The organism is Chryseobacterium candidae (assembly GCF_004916905.1).
Lineage (GTDB): Bacteria > Bacteroidota > Bacteroidia > Flavobacteriales > Weeksellaceae > Chryseobacterium > Chryseobacterium candidae.
The window spans coordinates 50,089-71,623 of the sequence record NZ_SDLV01000002.1 but is presented as its reverse complement, the minus strand read 5'-3'; the positions used below and the strand labels follow the sequence as shown (position 1 = coordinate 71,623).

Annotated in this window: 25 protein-coding genes; 12 read left to right on the top strand and 13 right to left on the bottom strand. The window is 36.6% G+C overall.

The annotated features are described in order from the left end of the window. Positions 1–25: 25 nt before the first annotated feature. The 3 genes from EK417_RS00610 to EK417_RS00600 all read left to right on the top strand — a co-directional run bounded on the left by EK417_RS00610 (position 26) and on the right by EK417_RS00600 (position 1,788). Entirely contained in the window at positions 26–886 is an 861-nt protein-coding gene (locus tag EK417_RS00610) for a hypothetical protein (RefSeq protein ID WP_181446062.1), read from the top strand. An 8-nt stretch (positions 887–894) separates the two neighbouring features. Beyond that, a complete protein-coding gene (locus tag EK417_RS00605; protein ID WP_136521058.1) occupies positions 895–1,149 on the top strand; it encodes a VF530 family protein in 255 nt (84 codons plus the stop codon). A gap of 138 nt (positions 1,150–1,287) precedes the next feature. Beyond that, positions 1,288–1,788: an FKBP-type peptidyl-prolyl cis-trans isomerase gene (locus EK417_RS00600; protein ID WP_076597149.1), complete on the top strand. Its 501-nt coding sequence runs from the start codon at positions 1,288–1,290 to the stop codon at positions 1,786–1,788. A 209-nt stretch (positions 1,789–1,997) separates the two neighbouring features. On the opposite strand, the gene EK417_RS00595 is transcribed toward EK417_RS00600, so the two are convergent. Together EK417_RS00595 and EK417_RS00590 are read right to left on the bottom strand one after the other, a co-directional pair. Then, entirely contained in the window at positions 1,998–2,375 is a 378-nt protein-coding gene (locus EK417_RS00595; RefSeq protein WP_076597150.1) for a YchJ family protein, read from the bottom strand. Between the two features lie 147 nt (positions 2,376–2,522). Further along, the gene (locus EK417_RS00590; RefSeq protein WP_136521057.1) at positions 2,523–4,664 is read right to left on the bottom strand and encodes a M3 family metallopeptidase; all 2,142 of its coding nucleotides are present in this window, start codon (positions 4,662–4,664) and stop codon (positions 2,523–2,525) included. Between the two features lie 256 nt (positions 4,665–4,920). On the opposite strand from EK417_RS00590, the gene EK417_RS00585 reads away from it, so the two are divergent. Continuing rightward, complete coding sequence (locus EK417_RS00585; RefSeq protein ID WP_136521056.1) at positions 4,921–5,742, top strand: GIN domain-containing protein; 822 nt, start codon at positions 4,921–4,923, stop codon at positions 5,740–5,742. Between the two features lies 1 nt (position 5,743). On the opposite strand, the gene EK417_RS00580 is transcribed toward EK417_RS00585, so the two are convergent. The 5 genes from EK417_RS00580 to EK417_RS00560 form a co-directional block, all read right to left on the bottom strand. Continuing rightward, the gene (locus tag EK417_RS00580) at positions 5,744–7,633 is read right to left on the bottom strand and encodes a monovalent cation:proton antiporter-2 (CPA2) family protein (RefSeq protein ID WP_136521055.1); all 1,890 of its coding nucleotides are present in this window, start codon (positions 7,631–7,633) and stop codon (positions 5,744–5,746) included. Between the two features lie 3 nt (positions 7,634–7,636). Then, entirely contained in the window at positions 7,637–8,158 is a 522-nt protein-coding gene (locus EK417_RS00575; protein WP_076597154.1) for an NAD(P)H-dependent oxidoreductase, read from the bottom strand. 196 nt (positions 8,159–8,354) lie between these two features. Then, positions 8,355–9,170: a TPM domain-containing protein gene (locus EK417_RS00570; protein ID WP_136521054.1), complete on the bottom strand. Its 816-nt coding sequence runs from the start codon at positions 9,168–9,170 to the stop codon at positions 8,355–8,357. Beyond that, the gene (locus tag EK417_RS00565) at positions 9,151–9,579 is read right to left on the bottom strand and encodes a TPM domain-containing protein (protein ID WP_170872092.1); all 429 of its coding nucleotides are present in this window, start codon (positions 9,577–9,579) and stop codon (positions 9,151–9,153) included. Before EK417_RS00565 ends, EK417_RS00570 begins: the two co-directional genes overlap by 20 nt. Before the next feature lie 2 nt (positions 9,580–9,581). Further along, complete coding sequence (locus EK417_RS00560; protein ID WP_066690947.1) at positions 9,582–10,187, bottom strand: LemA family protein; 606 nt, start codon at positions 10,185–10,187, stop codon at positions 9,582–9,584. A gap of 73 nt (positions 10,188–10,260) precedes the next feature. Here EK417_RS00560 and EK417_RS00555 point away from each other — a divergent pair, with 73 nt between their 5' ends. Beyond that, on the top strand, positions 10,261–10,758 hold the full coding sequence (locus EK417_RS00555) for a dihydrofolate reductase (protein ID WP_136521053.1): 498 nt from the start codon (positions 10,261–10,263) through the stop codon (positions 10,756–10,758). A 148-nt stretch (positions 10,759–10,906) separates the two neighbouring features. Further along, a complete protein-coding gene (locus tag EK417_RS00550; RefSeq protein ID WP_076597159.1) occupies positions 10,907–11,476 on the top strand; it encodes a hypothetical protein in 570 nt (189 codons plus the stop codon). Between the two features lie 35 nt (positions 11,477–11,511). Here the strand turns inward: EK417_RS00550 and EK417_RS00545 are convergent, their stop codons facing one another. The 4 genes from EK417_RS00545 to EK417_RS00530 all read right to left on the bottom strand — a co-directional run bounded on the left by EK417_RS00545 (position 11,512) and on the right by EK417_RS00530 (position 14,347). Then, the gene (locus tag EK417_RS00545) at positions 11,512–12,048 is read right to left on the bottom strand and encodes a hypothetical protein (RefSeq protein ID WP_136521052.1); all 537 of its coding nucleotides are present in this window, start codon (positions 12,046–12,048) and stop codon (positions 11,512–11,514) included. 4 nt (positions 12,049–12,052) lie between these two features. After that, entirely contained in the window at positions 12,053–12,685 is a 633-nt protein-coding gene (locus EK417_RS00540) for a trimeric intracellular cation channel family protein (protein WP_076597161.1), read from the bottom strand. Positions 12,686–12,809: 124 nt separating this feature from the next. Continuing rightward, on the bottom strand, positions 12,810–13,274 hold the full coding sequence (gene coaD / locus EK417_RS00535; protein WP_076597162.1) for a pantetheine-phosphate adenylyltransferase: 465 nt from the start codon (positions 13,272–13,274) through the stop codon (positions 12,810–12,812). 89 nt (positions 13,275–13,363) lie between these two features. Beyond that, positions 13,364–14,347, bottom strand: coding sequence for a D-alanine--D-alanine ligase (locus tag EK417_RS00530; RefSeq protein WP_136521051.1), 984 nt, complete (start codon positions 14,345–14,347; stop codon positions 13,364–13,366). Positions 14,348–14,503: 156 nt separating this feature from the next. Between EK417_RS00530 and EK417_RS00525 the strand changes: the two genes are divergently transcribed. The 5 genes from EK417_RS00525 (at position 14,504) to murI (ending at position 19,812) form a co-directional block, all read left to right on the top strand. Beyond that, positions 14,504–15,595, top strand: a complete 1,092-nt coding sequence (locus EK417_RS00525; RefSeq protein ID WP_110368326.1) for a PASTA domain-containing protein — start codon at positions 14,504–14,506, stop codon at positions 15,593–15,595. A 75-nt stretch (positions 15,596–15,670) separates the two neighbouring features. Beyond that, entirely contained in the window at positions 15,671–16,744 is a 1,074-nt protein-coding gene (locus tag EK417_RS00520) for an RluA family pseudouridine synthase (RefSeq protein WP_170872093.1), read from the top strand. A gap of 51 nt (positions 16,745–16,795) precedes the next feature. Next, on the top strand, positions 16,796–17,746 hold the full coding sequence (locus EK417_RS00515; RefSeq protein WP_136521050.1) for a PorP/SprF family type IX secretion system membrane protein: 951 nt from the start codon (positions 16,796–16,798) through the stop codon (positions 17,744–17,746). A 51-nt stretch (positions 17,747–17,797) separates the two neighbouring features. After that, positions 17,798–18,922, top strand: a complete 1,125-nt coding sequence (gene hemW / locus EK417_RS00510; RefSeq protein ID WP_105704099.1) for a radical SAM family heme chaperone HemW — start codon at positions 17,798–17,800, stop codon at positions 18,920–18,922. Positions 18,923–18,981: 59 nt separating this feature from the next. Beyond that, positions 18,982–19,812 (top strand): glutamate racemase, encoded by an 831-nt coding sequence (murI, locus tag EK417_RS00505; RefSeq protein ID WP_105704130.1) that lies wholly within the window; start codon positions 18,982–18,984, stop codon positions 19,810–19,812. A gap of 64 nt (positions 19,813–19,876) precedes the next feature. On the opposite strand, the gene EK417_RS00500 is transcribed toward murI, so the two are convergent. Then, positions 19,877–20,476 carry a nitroreductase family protein gene (locus EK417_RS00500; protein ID WP_136521049.1) on the bottom strand — a complete coding sequence of 200 codons (600 nt, stop codon included), beginning with the start codon at positions 20,474–20,476 and terminating at the stop codon, positions 19,877–19,879. 85 nt (positions 20,477–20,561) lie between these two features. Here EK417_RS00500 and EK417_RS00495 point away from each other — a divergent pair, with 85 nt between their 5' ends. Then, positions 20,562–20,909, top strand: a complete 348-nt coding sequence (locus tag EK417_RS00495; protein ID WP_136521048.1) for a winged helix-turn-helix transcriptional regulator — start codon at positions 20,562–20,564, stop codon at positions 20,907–20,909. Here EK417_RS00495 and EK417_RS00490 read toward each other — a convergent pair. Continuing rightward, positions 20,906–21,478: an RsmD family RNA methyltransferase gene (locus tag EK417_RS00490; RefSeq protein WP_105704096.1), complete on the bottom strand. Its 573-nt coding sequence runs from the start codon at positions 21,476–21,478 to the stop codon at positions 20,906–20,908. The genes EK417_RS00495 and EK417_RS00490 overlap by 4 nt on opposite strands. Positions 21,479–21,535 lie beyond the last annotated feature (57 nt).

Here is a 21,535-nt window from a genome sequence, read left to right as displayed (position 1 = left end):
GTATTTTTGATGAAAATTAATATTCATGAAGTTTTGTTTAATAATAATATTGACCTTATTAGGGATATCTATTAATGCTCAAGATCTTGAGAAAATATCAAAGGAGGTAACAGAAGAAGGAGTAGCACTATATCGTAGTGAAATGGCAAGTTGGTATGGTACAGATATCGTAAAAGAGAATTACAGAAATATGGAAAATATAGGAGGATATTTTTCTTATTTAGACGATGTACCTAAATGTATTTTCTTCTCTAAGCAGAATAAAGTGGTAGCTACAATTTCTTTCCCTACCAATTATAATACAGCTAATGCGAAAATTGATTTGTCTGAAAGGGATTTCAGTGCTGTTGAACAGGATTATTTTGACATCAGGCAGAAAGCTCTAGCCAGAATAAACAATGACACTATTTTTAAGCATTATAATAATACAAACTTTAATCTGGTTCCTATCATTAAGAACGATTCTAAAAAAGTATATGTTTTAACCGGAGCTTCTGTAAATAATGTAGTTGTTTTCGGAAATGACTATCTGCTGACTTTCAATAATAATGATGAAATAAAAAATGTTGAAAAACTACATAAAGGAATAATTGTCCATGATATAAACGATATGAACAAAGGAAGTGATGCAAGTGGAGTTCATTCTCATGTTTTGGATAACTGGCAGCAGATTACTCCTACAGATATTTGTACACTCATGTTGTACCAAAATCTTACAGGATGGGAAACCTATACCACCGTTTCAAAAAAATATGCTAGTATATGGAATCATAAATCGAATAGGGCATTTGTAATGAAAACCGAAAACTTTAAAAAGATAGCTAATTATCAACTGGAAAAAAATAAGAAGGCAGAAAATAAAAATATTCAAGATTCAAAAAAATAAAAAAGAATATGGAACAACAGTCCAAAGACCCTTTACACGGAAAAAGACTGGATGCTATCCTTGAAGAACTTGTAGAATACTATCAAGGTTTTGAAAGGCTTGGCGAACAGATCAATATAAAATGTTTTACAGACAACCCAAGTATAAACTCTTCCCTGAAATTTCTGCGGAAAACACCGTGGGCAAGAACAAAAGTAGAAAACCTGTATCTTTTTGTCCTGAGACAGAAAAAGAGAGAGGAGGGTAAAAAAAATAAAGGCTAAAAAAGAAGATCTGTCTTTCTTTATGCCTTTCATAGCTTCCTTCTTCCATCCCCCGGCTTCCAGGTTCACTGAATCATTTCAAAAAGAGTATATTTGTACCATTAATCGTGAAACAACATCACGAAAAAAAGAAAAAATATGACAATCGAAAACAATCACGTTGTAGCTGTAAAGTATATACTTCACACTATCGAACCAGATGGAAGTAAGATTCTTGTAGAAGAAACAACAACAGAAAATCCGCTTACATTTTTGTATGGTGTGGGAATGATGATTCCAAAATTTGAACAAAATATCCTTGGTTTGAAAGCTGGAGATACAGCTGCCTTTACAATTCAGCCTGAGGAAGCTTATGGTGAAAGACAACCGGATGCTATTGCACAATTACCTGTGGAAATGTTCAACGAATCAGGACTTCCACCTGTAGGAGCTATTTTACCTTTATCAGATAACCAAGGGAATAACTTCCAGGCTTTTGTAGTAGAAATTACTCCGGAAGTTGTAGTAGCAGACCTTAACCACCCAATGGCAGGTAAAGTCTTAGATTTCCAGGTGGAAGTTTTAAACACCCGTCCTGCAACAGAAGAAGAATTGGCACATGGCCACGCTCACGGAGTTGACGGAAACGAAGCTCACTAAAAAAATAAATGTCCGAAAAAGTCGGATAATATAGTATATACATGATACAAAATAAGCCAAAGATAATTCTTTGGCTTATTTTTATTTAAGGTACAAATAGTTATTGAATGCTTGGCATTCTTCCGGAGGGGTGTCAAAAATTCTATGAATTTTTGACGGGGTGGTTCTACGCAAAGCATTGTCTGCATTACATTTCTTCAACCTGTTTGTTAATCCAAAAATTCTCCGGAAACATAATACCAGCGTTCATGCATTTTCTGAAAAACAGAAAACTCATGATGAACCTGCTGATGACCCTCCTGATCCGTATAATAAGCCTTAAATTCTACATGATTTAAAGCCGGAGTACGGATGATTTCCAGTTTTGTCCATTGGTTAATTTCTCCCCATTCCTGTAAGTCTTTTTTATTATGGTATTTTCTTTTTCCGGGAAGGGTCGTCTCCATCAGGTATTCACCATTCGGAATGGCAAAAGCAGAGAATCGTGAACGCATCAGAGCCTCAGCCGTTGGAGCATATTTTTCTCCCGTATGATAAGGTTTACAGCATTCCTCGTAGGATTTTCCTGAACAGCATGGACAGTTCATATATTACATTTAAAATTTGAAATGCAAAAATAATGAATATCAATAGAAACGGGCTTTAGCCCGTTAAAAAATAAGCAAATAAAAATCCATGGCTTTAGCCGAAACATAAAAAAGAAGCACTCTAGTTAAAGAATGCTTCCCGTTAATTTATTTAATAAACCCTCTGCTTCTCAATAAAGGCTTGATATCCGGATCGTGTCCCGTAAAATCTCTGAATGCCTGGTTCAGGTCTACAGAATTTCCTACGGAAAGAATATATTTTCTGAAACGGTCACCGTTTTCTCTGGTTAATCCTCCATTTTTACTGATCCATTCCCATGCGTCATTATCCAAAGTTTCAGACCATAAATAAGCATAATATCCTGCAGAATATCCGCCTCCCCAGATGTGGGCAAAATAAGGAGTGTGATATCTCGGCGGAACGGTTGCCAAATTGAATCCATGGCTGGCTAAAGACTGCTTTTCAAAGTCTAAAACAGGAATAAACTGATTTTCATTGCTTACCGTATGCCAATCCATATCGAGTTCAGCAGCAGAAACCAACTCAGTAGTCATATACCCTTGGTTGAAAGTAGATGCCTTTTTGATCTTATCTACCAAAGCCTGTGGAATAGGTTGTTTTGTTTCATAATGTACAGCGTAATTCTTCAGAACAACAGGATCTAAAGCCCAGTGCTCATTGATCTGAGATGGGAATTCTACAAAATCTCTCGGTACATTCGTTCCTGAAAGTGAAGGATATTTCTGGCTGGCAAACATTCCGTGAATAGAGTGACCAAATTCATGGAAGATGGTTGAAACATCGTCATAGCTGATTAAGGAAGGTTTTCCCGGAGCAGGTTTCTGATAATTATAGCAATTAACAATGACAGGTTTTGTTCCTAATAAATAAGACTGCTCCACAAAATTACTCATCCAAGCTCCACCGTTTTTAGAATCTCTTGTATAAAAATCCAGATAGTAAATGGCAATAGATTTTCCATCATGATCGAAGACTTCATACGTTACTACATCCGGGTGATAAACCGGAAGATCTGTTCTCTTTTTGAAAGTCAGTCCGTAGAATTTCTCAGCAGCAAAGAAAACCCCTTTTTCAAGAACAGTTGTGATTTCAAAATAAGGTTTTATTTCACTTTCATCAAGATCAAACTTAGCTTTTCTTACCTGTTCAGCATAGAAATTCCAGTCCCAAGGTTCTACTTTAAAGCCTCCTTTTTGCTGATCAATAAGATCCTGGATATCTTTTGCTTCACGTCTTGCTGTTTCCACTGCCGGAGTAGCAATCTGGTTCATCAGCTTAGTAGCTGCTTCAGGGGTTTTTGCCATCTGATCCTGAAGCTTCCATTCAGCAAAGTTTTTCTTACCTAAAATCTGTGCTTTCTTTAATCTTAATTTAGCAAGCTGTTCGATGGTTGATCTCGTATCGTTGGCATCTCCTTTCTCAGCTCTGGTCCATGAAGCTTTAAATAGCTTTTCTCTGGTCGTTCTGTTTTTTAAATTTTGAAGAAGAGGTTGTTGTGTAGTGTTTTGTAAAGCCAGAAGATATTTTCCAGGTTGTCCTGCCGTTTTAGCATCAGAGGCTGCAGCTGCAATTTCATCGGCAGAAAGTCCGTCCAGTTCTTTCGCATCGGAGAAAAATACACCTCCTTGTTTTCTAGCTTCCAATAATTTGTTGGCATATTGGGTAGAAAGAGAAGCCAGCTCCTGATTGAGCTGCTTTAGTTTTTCTTTATCAGCAGCAGAAAGGTTAGCACCTGCAATTTCAAAATTCTGCTTATAATATTGTACCAGTCTTTTACTTTCAGAATCCAGACCATCTTCTTTGATGGATTGTATTCTTTTATAAAGATTTTCATTCAGGTACAGTTTGTCAGAATGTGCTGCAAAAATAGGAGCATATTCTTCATCTAAAGCCTGTAATGTAGGATTCGTATTAGCACTGGTAAGATTTGAAAATACAATTTGTGCTCTTCTTAGCACTTCACCACTTTTTTCCAAGGCAACGATGGTATTTTCAAAAGTAGGGGCAGCCGGATTGTTGGCAATTTTTATAATTTCAGCTTCATGTTGCTTTAAACCGTAGTTAAAAGCAGGTTTGAAGTGTTCGTTTTTGATTTTGTCAAACTCCGGTGCTTCGTATTGAAGCTTGCTCTTCTTCATAAAAGGATTTGAAGATAAAGAGGGATCAGGTGCAGGAAGCTCCTGTTGAATATCGGTCTGTTTCATTGTAGTACAAGATTGATTGAACGCCAAGGCAGAAATTAATAATACCGATGAAATATTCTTCATAAATATAGTTGTTATTAAAGCATAAAGATATTAAAAACTTGTATCATAGAATGTATTTTGGCGAACGTATTTCTTTACGTCATTTTGTGGGTATTGTACAATGAATCAGTTAAGTACCTTCAGAGGTGAAAAGTCTTTCCAAAAAATCTCTCTTGAAGACCATTACAGTATTTTCAAATGTAATGTAATATTTTTTATAAATTAGTTGTTATTTAAATAAAGATATCCACAAAAAAAATTAACAAAAGGAATAAGCATGAAAACAAGTACTTTATTTATTTTTTCAGCCTTAGTGGCTTTAGCCTCGTGTAATGATAAACATGAGAACAGAAACAGGGAAGGAGACAATGGTAATTGGGTAGAGAAAGTAGTGAGCAAGGAAAGCGGCCCGATACAGCATAAAGAATTTAATGGAGATTTTGATGAAATTAAGGTTTCACAGGCCATTGAAGCAGAAGTTATAAAATCTGAAACAGAAAAAGTAGAAATTTCTGCACCTCAAAGCATCATCAATGAAATTCTTGTAGATAATGATGGCGGAAAACTGCACATTCATTATAAGCCGGGAATCAGAGTGATGAACATCAGCAAAGTGACAGCTAAAATTTATACAAAAGATTTTATTAAACTTGTTGCGGATTCGGCTGCGAGAATCATTATAAAAGATAAATTTACCCAGGAGAAAACAGAGATCGAAGCATCCAGTGCAGGAAGTATTTCCGGAGATCTGGAGGCTAATGATATGGATATCAATGTAAGCAGCAGCAGTAGTTTCGATGGGAAAGTCTGGGCAGTAAACCTTGACATTGAATCTTCATCAGGATCAACACTTGACCTTTCAGGAAAAGCAAAAAAAGCAGATGTAAGTGCCTCTTCAGGAAGCAGTATTTCCGCTAAAAATGTTATTGCTGATGAGGTAGAAGCAGATGCTTCCAGTGGAGCAAGTATTCATATAAGTGCTGTTTCCAGTGTGAAAGCAGGCGCTTCATCCGGTGGAAGTGTGGATATTTCTAAAAAAGGAGAGCTTAAGAGCGTGAGCAAAGAGGAAAGCAGTGGTGGAAGTGTAAATATCCAATAAACTAATCCTGGGATTCATCCTCATCTTCTTCATCGGCGGATGAGGAATCTTCCCAGTTTTTATTATCAAAATTAAGATTATCATACGCCAACAATTCCTCCTCCCTTTGGAGCATTTCTTTTGTGGTAAATAGCGTAATGTCATCATTATTTTCCTTCATTTTTGCAAGTTTTCTCACAGAAGCTTTATCAATAGCCATAAATCTTTGTCCAAGACGTCTTGCGGCATATTTCCTCATTCCTGTTTCATGAAGTACATCCACCGCCATATCCACCGCTGTTCCCAATGTTTCGCGGTAGATATGATTAACTCCATTGTTTAGATAATCATAAGCATCGATCCTGTTTTTCGCTCTTACAAAAATTTTCACATTGGGATAATGTTCCCGCACAAGTTCTGCAATGAATTTGTTATCATCGGAATCATCCAGACATAAAACCAGAATTTCAGCATCTTCAATTCCTGCGGCTCTTAAAATAGGTATTCGGGTGGCATCTCCATAATAGACTTTAAAACCATAGCTTCTGAGCAATTTAACACGATCAGAATCACGATCCAAAACGGTAGCGGGTATTTTATTGGCTTTTAAAAGACGTCCCACGGTGCTTCCAAAGTGCCCAAAACCTACAATGATAATTTTCTTTTGACTAACATTGCTGTCGAGAATATTATAATCATGCTCTTCCTCCGGGATTTCTGTAATAAATTTTGGAGTAATAAACTTGTCATTGATGATTAGGAGAACAGGAGTGATACACATTGTAATGGCAGTGACAGCCATCATCTGTGCATTCATCTCCGGCCCTAAAAGATAAAGATCCGAAGCATAGTTAAGCAGTACAAATGCAAATTCTCCCACCTGTGAAAGGGCAAATGCATAAAAAAGACTTTGGGAAGTATCTATCCTGAAAAACTTTCCAATAGCATATAAGACAATAAATTTTACAGCCAGCACAGCAAAAACAGTACTGAAGATAAATAAAGGATCTTTCTGGATAATATTAAAATTGATAGTTGATCCCACACTCACGAAGAAAACAGCCAGTAACAGTCCTTTGAAAGGATCAATCTGCGCTTCCAGCTCATGACGGAATTCACTGTTGGCAAGCATTACTCCTGCAAGGAAAGCTCCCAAAGCAGGTGAAAGGCCGATCACCACCATCAGTTCCGAAACCCCAATAACCAGAAATAACGAAGAAGCTGTCAATAGCTCTGACATTCCCGATTTTGAAACATAGCGCAGAAAAGGAACAAATACATATCTTCCGAGTAGAATCAATAATGCTACTCCAAAAATTACCGTTCCGGCCTGAAGCCATTCCGGCAGTTTTTGGATCAGAATCTGGATTTCATTATCATGATGCTTGGCTTTATAATTGGCCAGAATAGGCAATATCGCCAAAATAGGAATCACAGAAATATCCTGAAATAACAAGGTGGAGAATGAAGCTTCTCCCGCAGTAGTCTTGAGATTATTCTTCTCCTGTAAGGTCTGGAGGACAATTGCTGTAGAAGATAGCGCGAAACACATGGCAATGGCAATCGCTTTGTCTACTCTCCAACCTACACTTGTGAATACTAAGAAAAGCAAGAGAATCGTAAGTGCCATCTGTGAAAGTCCCAATCCCATTATTTTCTTTCGCATCTCCCAGAATTTGCGGGGTTCCAGTTCCAAACCTACCAAAAATAAAAGCATTATAACGCCAAACTCGCTGGCATGCATAATATCATTGACGTTGTTTCCTGTAAGTTTAAGGACATAAGGACCTATAATGATTCCTCCTAAAATATAGCCGATTACAGAACTTAACCCTAGTTTTCTTGCCAATGGAACCATGATGATGGCTACACCGAGGAAAATTAATGTGTTCATCGCTAAGCTGGATTCCATATGCTATTGATTGAGTAGTTCTGTAAATTCTTTTTTATGTAAAATGATTTCTTTTTTAGAGAGCTTGTTGGCTTCGTATACAATTTTAATATGCTTAATATCTGCTTTGAAAACCCTTAATGAAACGATAAGCCCGCTGATCAGTTCATCTATGGTGTATTGATAAGTGCCGGTTTTACTGAAAGATCTTTCTTTTCCGCCTGTGGTTACCAGAATATAGACTTCTTTTCCTTCGAGTGGATTATGTTCGCCCTCTTTCAGCCAGTCTCTGTCGAAAACTTCATCAATCCATAATCTGAGAAGCGGTGGCATTCCGAACCATATCAGGGGAAACTGGAAAACAAAACGTTCATAGTTTTTAAGACGTTTTCTTTCCCGGAAAGCAGCGATATGAAAGTCAGGATATTCTTCGTAAAGATCTCTAAGGGTATAATGCTGATGGCGAACGTAGAAATTGATGAGCTCTACATTCGAATTGGAATGCTCCAGATAAGGGTGTGCAAATACTACCAGCGTCTTCTTCATAATCCTGTTTTCAGTAAATATAATAAAAAAATATTGAATAAAAGGTGGTTTTTATGAGGTTTTATTAATTTTTTACTATCTAAATATCAATTTAGTATTAATAAAAGTTAAAGAATTGGCATTATTTTATGTTTTTAAATAAAAAAATCAGATCGTGATGATCTGATTTTTATATAATTTAAAATTGTTTCTTTATTTACCATCCTCCGGATGCGCCACCGCCTCCAAAGCTTCCACCACCTCCGAAGCCTCCGAATCCGCCTCCGCCTCCTCCGGAACTTCCACCACCAAATCCTCCGCCTCCGAAGCTTCCAGGGAATGGGAAAAAACCTCCAGGATAGTTTCTGCGTCCTCTTCTGGTAATGATGACATCATCATCGTCGTCATTGTTTCCACCACGTCCGCCACCTCTGTTACCAAATAGGATAGCAATAATGATGAAAATAATAAAAGCAATGATAAGAACTTTAAAAGCACTTCCATTACCGGAAGGAGCTGTGGTGGCTACAGGTTTGAATTTTCCCTCAACAGCTTCCATAATCGCTGAGGTTCCACCGTTGATGCCTTCATACCAAAGTCCTTTCTTGAACTTTGGAGTAACGATGTAATCTAAGATTTGTCCTGCTACTGAAGCGGTAAGGTATTGCTCTACAGCGCGTCCTTGTTGGATAGACATGGTTCTGTCTTCTGTCGCGATAAGGAAAACCACTCCGTTATCAACACCTTTTTTTCCGATTTTCCATTTTTCCCCAAACATGGTTGCCAGAAAATTCACATCTTCTCCTTTGGTGGAACGGATGATCACTACTTCAATTTCCGTTGAGGTAGAATCTGCAAACTTGATCAGTTTATTGTTAAGTGCATCTTTTTCCTGCTGGGAAAGTAATCCGGCTTCATCAAAAACAGGGTAAAGTACCGAGGGTTTTTCGGGAATGGTGTACTGTGCTGATACAAAAGTGTAAAAGCAAAGTAGTAAAAATGAAAATACTATTTTAAGAGAACGTAATTTCATTTGGAAGTTGGTTTGGGTTTTCTCCTTTTACAGGAAAATGTTTTTTGAGTTCAAGTCCCGTTTCCAGGATGGCACTTTTCAGCGCCTTATAATAATTTCCTTTGGCAAATTCAGCGGTGATATAATCGTGAAGATGATCCCAGTAAGACTGTTTTACTTTTTCATGAATTCCGATATCTCCGATAATGGTAAGATATTTTTGTTCAAAATTGACATGGAAAAGCACTGCGTTTCTTTCAGCAGTTTTATCCATATCAAGCTTCTTGAAAACATCAAATGCTGTTCTGGCATCACGGGTTTCCGTATTGGAATCAATATGTACCCTGATCTCTCCTGTAGAATGATCTTCCGCAGACTGAATCGCTTCCACAAGGGAAGCGATCTGTTGATTTGTTAGGAAATTACCCATTATTATTTGAATACTTCAGGGGCTTTCTGAGCACCTGCGTCAGCTTTGAAATAAGGTTTTTCTTTAAAGTTGGTGAAATTCGCCAGAATATTATTCGGGAAAGTCTTGATGGAAGTATTGTAATCCTTTGCAGCATCGTTATAATAAACCGTCTCAGTTCTGATGCTGTTCTCAATAGCAGTGTACTCTCTCTGGAAGTTGATATACTGCTGGTCTGCTTTTAGGTTAGGATAAGACTCTACCACGGCCATCAATCTGCTTAATGCACCCGATAATTCTCCCTGTGCTGCCTGGAATTTAGCCAAATCAGCTTCTGTCATATTTGTAGGGTCAATATTGATAGAAGTCGCTTTGGAACGAGCTTCCACAACTTGTGTTAAAGTTTCCTGTTCAAATTTTGAATAGGATTTTACGGTTCTTTCCAGATTAGGAATAAGATTGGCTCTTTTCTGATAAACGGTCTCTACATTCGACCATTTTGCGTTTACAGTCTGTTCTTTGTTAACAAAACTGTTATATCCGCTTTTTCCCCAGAAGAAAAGAACAGCAACAATAATAAGAAGGGCAATACCGATGGTTCCTGCACCCAGACATCCTTTATTTTTCATAGTTTATTTTTTTAAATTTTTTGTGCTAACCAAATATACAAATTATGTGCTAATTTTGTAAAAAATTATTTGAATGACAACAATAGTGGTGGCAATGGGAGAGAAAAATGAAATTGGTTTTGAAAACCAGTTGCTTTGGCATCTTCCAAAAGATTTGAAACATTTTAAAGATATTACTTCCGGGCATCCTGTGATTATGGGCAGAAAAACATATGAAAGTATTGGAAAAGCCCTTCCGAACCGTACCAATATTGTTGTGTCAAGAAAGAAAGACTGGTTTGAAGAAGGAATTCTTATCGTAGGAAGCATCAAAGAAGCTTTGAAATTTGCTAAAAAGATCGATGAGGAAGTTTTTGTTATCGGTGGCGGAAATATCTACGAACAGACTATGGATGTTGTGGACAGGCTTGAAGTTACTTTGGTGAAAGCGGACCTTCATGCTGATACTTTCTTTCCGAAAATAGATCCTAAAATCTGGAAAATGACCAATGAAATCTGCTATGAGAAAGATGAAAAGAATGGTTATGATTTTTGTTTCCAGACGTTTGAAAAAATTAACAAAGAAGCATAGAGGTCAATAATGAATTTTTGCTTAGTAAAGGGAATCGTGAATTTTCCGCAGTTACAAAATTAACAAACGCAGCGAATTGACCATTCACCATTGACTTTTTGAACTTTAAGCCTTAAATTTATTATCTTTGCACTTTTAAAATTTAATAATGAATAAATACATAAAAATTGCAGTAGCAGCAGTCCTTATTTTACTGGGACTTTATATGATGTTCTTCACGAGAAATCTTGGGTGGGGTATTGTTGTCTTCCTATTGGCTGCATTTCCGATCTTACTATTCTTTAAAAATGAATATATTCTATTGGCATTCTGGCAATTGAGAAAGCAAAATATGGAGAAAGCCGGAGAATGGCTGTCAAAAATTACAGATTATAAAACTCAGCTTCATAAAACTCAATACGGATATTTTCACTATTTATCAGGATTGACACAAGCTCAGGATCACCCTGCTAAAGTAGAACCTTTCATGAAGAAAGCGTTGGAGTATGGTTTGAATATGAAGCATGACAGAGCAATGGCTACTTTGAATCTTGCGGCAGCCGCTATTTCCAAAGGAAGAAAACAGGAAGGGCAGAAATTACTGGAAGAAGCAAAAAGACTGGACAGTGCTGGAATGATGACCGATCAGATCAAAATGATGAAAGATCAGTTGAAAATGCCGACCATGCAGAAGCATATGCATAACCCGAATATGAGAAACAGAGGAAAATTCTTCTAGTCAACCTAACATATACTATAAAAAGTCCTGATTTTTCAGGACTTTTTGTTTTTTATGATTGTAGGCGGTGGTGGTGCTTCCTGTTTAAAAAATGGGTCTTTTGGGTAAATGTTTTCCTTAACGGCAAACAAACTATCATGCTTCATAAATTTATCTTGGAGTCCGTCATCATAAAATTTCCGATTTTGTTTTTTATAGGTTACAGTAATCAAAGGAAAATCTCCTTTCTCATGCGGTTTATCTTCTTTGTTCAGAAATTTAAGATAATTTTCAAAAGACAAAGGATCGCTTGCTTTTACTTTGTAAGGTATTTTAGGTAAAGTTTGGGTCGTTTTACCATATGATGTTATTTCAGAGTATTTCTCCAGAAACAGAGTGTCATGCTGCTTGGTAAAAGTATAAGTTTCAGATGCGAAGAACATGCAGGCTGAAAGATCAGTCATGATCCTAACAGTATCTCCGTTTTCCATTCTTTCGGAAAAGTGATAAAGATCTTTATTCAGATCAAATTGACTCTCGTGTTGGCAGGAGAATAAAGAAAATGAAAGAATGGTAAGAGGTAATCGTTTCACAAGGTTACATTTCCGAATTCTGATCATACCCATAAAACTTAGGTATCTGCCAATGGTATTTTACCGCAAATGTTCGAATAGCAACGATGAGTAAAATAGTGAAGATCTGTATAAAAGTATAGGAAAGCATTGTATATCTGGTCATCAATAAAAATGCTGCTCCGCCTACGATACATGCTGTGGCGTAAATTTCCTTTCTGAAAATTAATGGAATTCTGTTGAGCAGTATATCCCGGATGATCCCTCCGAAACAGCCTGTAATGGTTCCCAATGCAATACAGATCATAGGATGGATTCCTGCGTTTAGTCCTTTCTGTACACCGATTATGGTGAACAGGCCAAGCCCGAAGCTGTCGAAGATAAATAAAGTTACTTTAAAGTTTTTCTCAAGAGATTTGAATATCATTGAAAATATACTGGTCACCAGAATCAGGGTACACATCAGAATATCATGCATCCAGAATACCGGTATGTCCAGTAATAAATCTCTTACCGTTCCTCCTCCCACAGAAGTTACAAATGCAATAATAAGCACCCCGAACGGATCAAGTCGTTTCTGCATTGCTGCGAAACTTCCGGACATGGAAAAGGCAATGGTCCCCAGGACTTCTATGGCAAAATTGAACTGTTCGTGCATATATAATTATAAATGATTGTTGATAAATGATAATTGATGAATGATAATTGATGAATGATTTCTGCTTAAGCAAATTCTTGGCCATTATATCAATTATCATTTATCGCTCATTAATTATATTTTTTTATCTCTCCACTCTCACAGAGTCCGGAACCATCAGTTCATATTCGCCGCCGTGGGTGATGATTTCCCTTACAATGCTGCTGCTGATGAAAGATTTTCCTGAAGAAGTCAGTAAGAATACTGTTTCCAGCTTTTTGTGAGCTAAAGTTCTGTTGGTATGGGCAATCGCTTTTTCGAATTCAAAATCGGCAGGGTTTCTCAATCCTCTGATGATATACTGAGCATTTTTTTCAAAGCAGTAATCTACTGTTAAGCCTTCGAATGAATCTACTTCCACATTGGGGAATTCTGCTAAGGAGTTTTGGATAAATTCCTTTCTTTTTTCAAGAGGAAACATATATTTTTTCTGAGAATTCTGTCCGATTGCAATGATTAATTTATCAAAAAGCGGTGCCGCTCTTTCTATAATGTCATAATGTCCTAATGTAATCGGGTCAAAAGACCCTGGGAAAACAGCAATTTTCATGTTGTACGAGTTATGATTTTGAATTTTGAATTATCAGTTAAAAGCTTTATGTTTATTTCGTTTCTAACCTCTAATTTCTAACTTCTATTTTATTTATTAAGTGCTTTTTCAACTTCATTTCCGCAAAGATCCATAATGGAAATTCCGTAATGTTTTGCCTGCTGAGGAAGAATACTTGCAGGAGAGAATCCCGGATTGGTATTCATTTCAAGCATATAAGGAATCCCGTTCATGAGTATGAATTCACTTCTTGAAAAGCCACTCATTCCTAATGAATTGTAAGCTCTTTTGGCGATTTCTTCCACTTTTTTTGTAGTTTCCTCGTCAATTCTTGCAGGCGTAATTTCTTCAGATGCCCCTTCGTATTTTGCTTCATAATCGAAGAACTCATTGGTAGGAACAATTTCTGTAATTCCCAAAACAATGGTTTCACCTTTGAAATCAATAACTCCTACGGAAACTTCCATCCCGTCAAGGAAGCTTTCAATCAGAATTTCATTATCTTCTTTGAATGCAATTTCAGTAGCAGCAATGAGTTCGGATTTTTCTTTTACTTTGGAAATACCGAGAGAAGATCCGGATTGGTTGGGTTTTACAAATAAAGGAAGATTCAGTTCTGCTACAATTTCATCCACATTGATGTCTTCACCTTTTCTTAAATAAATACTTTTAGCAGATGGAATTCCGTATTTTGATAATACAGCAAGGGTGTCTTTTTTATTGAAAGTAAGGGCGCTCTGGTAAAAATCACACCCGGTATATTTTTGTCCAATGGCATCCCAGTATGCCTGAAGAATTCCGTTTTCTCCCGGAGTTCCGTGGATGATATTAAAACAAACATCAAATTTTAAGACTTCTCCATTATCTAAAGTCACCGAAAAATCTCCTCTGTTGATGGGATATTTTTTATCATTTTCACCTAAAAAATACCACTCATCTTTAAGAACTATTACTTTATATACGTCATAGAGATTTCTGTCTAAAGAATCATAAATCAATTGTCCGCTTTTTAAGGAAACGACGTATTCATCAGAATAGCCTCCCATAACTACGGCAACACTTTTTTTGTTCATAACCATATAGTATCAATTAAGGCAAATTTAATCATTTTATGCAATGCAATATGGGAAATCAGCAAATTTTAAAATCAAAAATGAATTGTGTTAAATAAAAAGTCCATTCTAAAATTATTAGCTATATTTGCGGTTATAATTAAAGTATTTTTAAGTATGCTTAAATCACTTTTCAATTGGAAAGTTTTACTGAATTTAGTAGTAGCCATCGGTATTTTCGTGGGTCTTGTATGGCTTACGTTTCGCTGGTTGGAGTACCATACGAATCACGGTCAGGAAATTCCTGTTCCCAATATTGTAAATAAATCGGTACATGATGCCGTTAAAATTTTAGATGATACAGGGCTGGAATATGAAGTAGACAGTGCCAATTACGATCCTAAATACAGACCATTCCAGGTGTTACAGGTATATCCTGCGCCAGGTTCCCGTGTAAAAGACGGAAGAACGATAACACTTAAGGTAAATCCAAGAACATGGGCTCCTATTGCGGTTCCTAATGTAATCAATAAATATTCCGGACTGGCATTCCAGAGACTGGATCAGGTAGGTCTTAAAATTGGTGATACGATTTATGAACCTAGTATTCAGAAGGACGCTCTTTTAAGAATATTATATAAAGGAAATGCTGTAAATCCGGGTACACGCTTACCAAGATTCTCAACGATTGATGTAGTGGTTGGTTCCGGGCCTATGAGAAATATTTCCATTCCTAATGTAGTTGGACTTACGGTAAAAGAAGCGAGAGCTGTAATTGCCAGGAGTATGTTTGAAGTAGGATTGGTAGATCATGAAGACGGAGGCAAAGATGAGTCTGATATTATCTATTATCAGGATCCTGCTTCCGGAGATGTTCGTGATCAGGGAATGCAGATCGACCTTTGGGCAAGTAAGAAAACTCCGGCAGAATTAAGAGCAAAAGTAGAGCAGTTGAATTCTATCTATCGTATGAAAGTGGATACTTCACTTCCTCCGGTCCGATATGAAGAAGTACACAGTGAGCCAAGTTATGACGCTCCGGTTGTACCGGCTTCTGCTCCTAAAAGAGAAACTCCAAAACCAGAAGTGCCGAAAACTGAGACTCCAAAGCCTCAGACTACAACTTCTAAACCTGCAGGTCAAAATACAGAGAAGCCTAAAACTTCTACCACTACTCCTTCAGCTGGAAGTACAGCGAAACCGGCTGCTTCAGCAACGACACAGCAGCCTGCTCAAAAGCCTAAAAAAGCTAAAGTGCAAATAGATTAATATAAAATTATTATAAATAAACAGAGGCTTCAACTGCAAAATGTTGAGGCCTTTTGTGTAAAAAAAAATAAAACAATGTCAGAAGATAACGAAGATTTTTTAGATGAAGAATTGTTAGATTCCAACAGTATCGAAAATATCGATATTGACGAGGAAAATAAAGGTTTGTATGAGCATCTTAATATCACTGTTGACAGCAAGCAGGAACCCTTAAGAATAGATAAGTTCCTATTAATATACAGGCAGAATTCTTCAAGAAATAAAATTTCACAGACCTGCAGAGCCGGAAATGTGATAGTGAACGGAACTGCAGTAAAGCAGAATTACCGGGTAAAACCGGGAGATCAGATCTCTGTACTGCTTACCCACCCTCCTAGAGAGAATGTCATTATTCCACAAGATATTCCGGTGAATATCGTTTATGAAGATGATGACCTTGTTGTTGTGGATAAGGAAGCTGGAATGGTGGTACACCCCGGATTCGGAAACTGGGACGGAACATTGGTGAATGCACTGGCTTTTCATTTTGAAAAGAACGGGGAGAAATCTGATCTTGACAGGGTAGGATTGGTTCACAGGATTGATAAAGATACCTCAGGACTACTGGTGATCGCCAAGAATGAATATGCATTGAGCTTCCTTGCAAAACAGTTCTTTAACCGAACTACGAAAAGACTGTACTGGGCTTTTGTGTGGGGAAATATGCAGGATGAAGAGGGAACCATCAGAGGTCATATCGGAAGGCATCCTAAAAACAGAATGCAGATGTCTGTTTATGAAGATGGCAGCCAGGGGAAACATGCAGTGACGCATTATAAAGTCCTTGAAAGATTCAAATATATGACCTGGGTGGAATGTAAACTTGAGACCGGAAGAACACATCAGATCAGGGCACATTTCAGACATATCGGGCATACTTTGTTTAATGACGAAAGATATGAAGGACATACGCCTTTAAGAGGGATAAATCTTCCGAAATACAAGCAATTTATTAAAAATGTTTTTGAAATTTTGCCAAGACATGCCCTTCATGCCCATACCCTTGGATTTATACACCCAACCACAAAAAAGGAATTATATTTTGAAAGCCCAATGCCCAAAGATATGGCGGATGCTGTAAAAAAATGGAGAAATTATTTAGAAAACTAAAAATATATTGAGAATTTTTTTATATTTGTTGAATTGAAATCAAGATTTGTTATGAGAAAACTATATGCTATCGTATGTTTAGCTCTTTTGTCAAATGCATACAAAGCACAAGAATCACTACCATACTATCAGCAATATCTTTTGGATGGTGAGTTCCTGTTCAACCCAGCTCAATACGGAAAAACAGATTACGTACAGCTCAACGCCAATTATCAACAACAATTTTCAAAATTCAGTAATTCTCCTAATGTTCAGTCAATCGGGATTAATGCGAATATCTTTGATAGAGTAGGTGCTGGTATTTCCGTATTCAGAGACAGTAACGGACCGATCTCTGCGGGTGGTATCACGGCTGGTGCTTCATATTTTATTCCGCTAAGTAGTGAAGGAGACAGAAAAGACCAGTTCTCTTTCGGTACAAGTGTTAACTTCTATAATATGAATTTTGACTATTCAAAAATCAATACGGAAGAAGGTGGTGATCCACTATTAAGAGGGGAAGAAAGTAACATCTTTATGGTGTATGCCAACTTCGGTTTGGCGGCTACCTACAGAGGCTTATTCGGGGGTGTTTCCGTAAATGATATCGCATTAAGTAATGATGCTTCTATCGTAAACAACTATGAGCCTTCTCCAATTAAATTCTTCTTAAATTTAGGATACAACTGGAACATTGCTGATAATATTACCATTGCACCATCAGCATTGATTAACCTTAATACAAACTCAACGAGAATGATCGACTGGAACTTAATGGCGACTTTCTCTAATGAGATCAACGCATTCTCTTTCGGGGTAAGCTACAGAACGGTTCAGAACAGATTTGACAATCAGAACCTGAGTATCTCTCCAATTGTAAAAGTAAGATTCAACAAATTCATGATTGGAGCTACTTATAACCTTGGATTGTCTGACATCCAGAGTTATGGAGGAAACAGCTTCATGATTGGTCTGGGTTATAACTTTGACAACTTCATTAATGCTAGAGGATTTAGATACTAATTAATTTAATTTAAATAAATTTGAGCTCTGAAATTTTTCAGAGCTTTTTTTATGATGTATATTCACATTCCGTTCTGTAAACAAAAATGCAGCTATTGCAACTTTCATTTTTCAACATCCCTGAATTTTAAGGATGAAATGCTTCGTGCCATGAAAACTGAAATACTATTGAGAAAAGATGAGTTGCAGAACAAAAACTTGAAATCCTTGTATTTTGGAGGTGGAACTCCTTCTATTCTTTCTGTAGATGAGATCAGTTCCTTAATAGATGAAGTATTAAAATATTTCAGTTTTGAAAAAGATATAGAAGTCACGCTGGAAGCCAATCCGGATGATTTGGATAAGAATTTCTTAAAACAGCTGGCTGGAACCCCTGTAAACAGACTTTCCATTGGTACTCAAAGTTTTTTTGAAGAAGATTTAAAATTGATGAATAGAGCTCACAGTGCTTCCGAGGCAGAAAGTTCTATCAAAAGGGCTCAGGATTTTGGTTTTGAAAACCTGAGTATTGATCTGATCTACGGTTCACCCACTTCCAATCTTGAGATCTGGAAAGAAAACCTGAATAAAACCATTGCTCTGGAAGTTCCTCATATTTCCTCCTATGCATTGACGGTAGAACCCAAAACGGCATTAGAAAACTGGATATCAAAAGGGAAAATAAAAAGCCCTAAAGAAGAAGAACAAAACAAAGAATTCTATTATTTATCTGACTTTTTAAAAGATAATGGTTTTGAACATTATGAAGTTTCCAATTTTGCAAAACCAGGCTTCTATTCACGCCACAATTCTGCTTATTGGAAATACCAGGAATATCTTGGAATTGGTCCTTCGGCACATTCTTATAACGGATTTGATGTCAGAAGCTGGAACGTAGCCAATAATCAGCAATACATCAAAAAGCTTAATGATAAATTATTAGCCAAAGAAGAAGAAATTCTTTCCAAAGAAGATCAGTTTAATGAAATGATCATGATCGGCTTACGAACTATTTGGGGCGTAGATTTGGAAAGTTTAAAAAATAAATTCTCAGATAGAGAACTGGAGCATTTTCAAGCAGAAATCAAACCGAAAATAGAAGACGGAATTTTACTTATTGAAAATGACCATTTGAAAATTCCTGAAAAGCATTGGTTTATGGCCGATGGAATTGCTTCGGATTTGTTTATTGTATAACAGTTTGTTGTATATGGTATACTAAAAATTCATTATTTTTGTATAAAATTTCAGCTCATTTGAAAACGAAAAAACAAGATTATTCACATCTTTCACCAAGCCAGCCTATCGGAATTTTCGACAGCGGGGTAGGAGGTCTTACCGTTGCCAAAGAAATCAAAAGACTTCTTCCTAACGAAGATCTGATCTACTTTGGAGATACAAAGCACCTTCCTTACGGAGAAAAGTCCAAGGATGCGATTATTGAATACTCTACCAAGATTACCAATTTTCTGCTGGAGCAGAACTGTAAAGCGATTGTAATTGCCTGTAACACGGCAACGGCTAATGCTTTGAATGAGGTTATGCAGTCAGTTGCAGGAAAAGTTCCGGTCATAGACGTTATTAATCCTGTTGCTGAAAAGGTATCTTATGAAATCCATACTAATGTAGGAGTGATTGCCACCAAAGCAACTGTGAATTCAGGATTGTATAAAAAGAGCATCCGAAAGCATAATAAATGGATCAAAGTAGACGAACTGGCTACACCATTATTGGTTCCTGCTATTGAAGAAGGTTTTAAAAATCATCCGATCACGCACGCTATTATTTATAATTATTTAAGTAATAATAAACTAAAAAATATTGAAACATTGATTTTGGGCTGTACCCATTATCCACTTTTAATAGATGAAATCAAACAGTATTACGGAAACAGAGTCCGTGTGATAGACTCTCCGAATATTGTAGCCAATCATCTAAAGATCATTCTGGATAAGTACAATCTCTTAAATGATCATAACTCAAAACCCAATTATCATTTCTATCTTTCGGATATTACCAAGAACTTTGAGAAAATCTCTAAGAAATTCTTCGGAAAAACAATTGATTTGGAATTGAAAGTATTATAAATAAAAAGTCTGCTATTTAGAGCAGACTTTTTTATTTGTGTTCTTTGTGAAATTCGTGTTTAAATTACGCTTCCACAATTACCTTTTCAGCATTCAGTCTTTTCTTTGGATTAAATTTAGGCTGATTAGCATCTGCTTCATCTCTTTCCCCAATAGCTACTGCAAATAACGTTTCATATTTTTCATTATTCAGAATAACATCATATTCTTCAGGTTCAATTCCTTCCATTGGAGTAGAATCTATTCCCATTGCTGCACAGGCAGATAAAAGCACTCCTAAAGATAAATAAACCTGATGCCCAAGCCATGATTTTATAGCCTCTTCTCCTTTAGGCTTTACCATCGTTCGGTAATAATTAACCGAGCCTTCCGGAAGGTTTTCTTCAATTTGCTTTTCAAAGTTTTCAATGTTTTTGATCACTTGGAAAACAATAACATGGCTGCTATCCAACACTTTTTCTTTATTAAAATAAGACTTATCTCCCAATTGTTTTTTCAGTTCCGGATCATTTACAAAAATAAAATTCCAGGGCTGGCTATTAATGGATGAGGGGCTTAAATTTAAAATCTCCTGAAGCGTTGCAATTTGTTCTTCACTGATTTTTCCCTGTGGGTTATACTTTTTTACAGTATACCTTTTTTTCATTTTGTCTAAAAAGTTCATAATTTTATACTATCATTTTTATAGTTACAAAATTAATTTAAGTTTACTAACTTTGCAATAACGGTAAAAAATGATAGTATAAAAAATGTATACAATTGATAATAAATCCTATCCCTGCTGTACCAGTGTCACAATGAAATTTATAGGAGGGAAATGGAAAGCAGTAATTTTGCACCATCTTATTGGCGGGGCTAAACGTTATAATGAGATAAGAAAATCCATTCCTACCATTACGGAAAGAACATTGAGTTTACAGTTAAAACAATTGGAAGAAGATGGAATTGTGGACAGAAAAGTTTTTACAGAAAAACCTCCTTTAGTGGTAGAATATGAATTAACAGACTTTGGAAGAACTTTATTACCTGTTTTGGAAGCGATAACAAAATGGGGCGAAGAATCTCCGGTCATATCAAAAAAAATAATCAGGAATTAAAGTTCCTGATTATCTTCTTTATTCGGTTCAAAAAAACTGAAACTTACGTTTCCGTATTTTCGGGTATCTATTAAATTGGGATGATCCAGCTTCATGCGGCTTTGGTGTTCCACAATAAGAACTCCATTTTCTTTAAGGTATTTATTGTTTAAAACCAAAGAGATCAGCTCGTGGTACTTTTTCTCTTCCATTTCGAAAGGAGCATCAGAGAAAACGATCTCAAATGACTTTTTATTTCTGAATTTTTTAAGCCAATCAAATACATCACCTCTCTGTACATTGATCTGAAGCGCCATGTCAAGCTCAGAAGCTGTAGTGTTGATAAATGCAGTATGTTTTGGGTTCATTTCCACAGAAGTAATATTCTGGCATCCCCTGGAAGCAAATTCAAAGGTAATAGAGCCAATTCCGGCAAAAAGATCAAGTACGGAGATGGACTGCATATCGTATTTGTTTTCCAGAATACTGAATAAAGCCTCTTTCGCAAAATCGGTAGTAGGTCTTACATCAAAGTTTTTAGGAGCGGCAATCTTTTTGGCTTTCCATTTGCCTGATATTATTCTGAACATATTTTTTTGTTAGGGTTTAGGTTGTAGATTATAGGTGGCAGGTGATTGTGTTTAGGA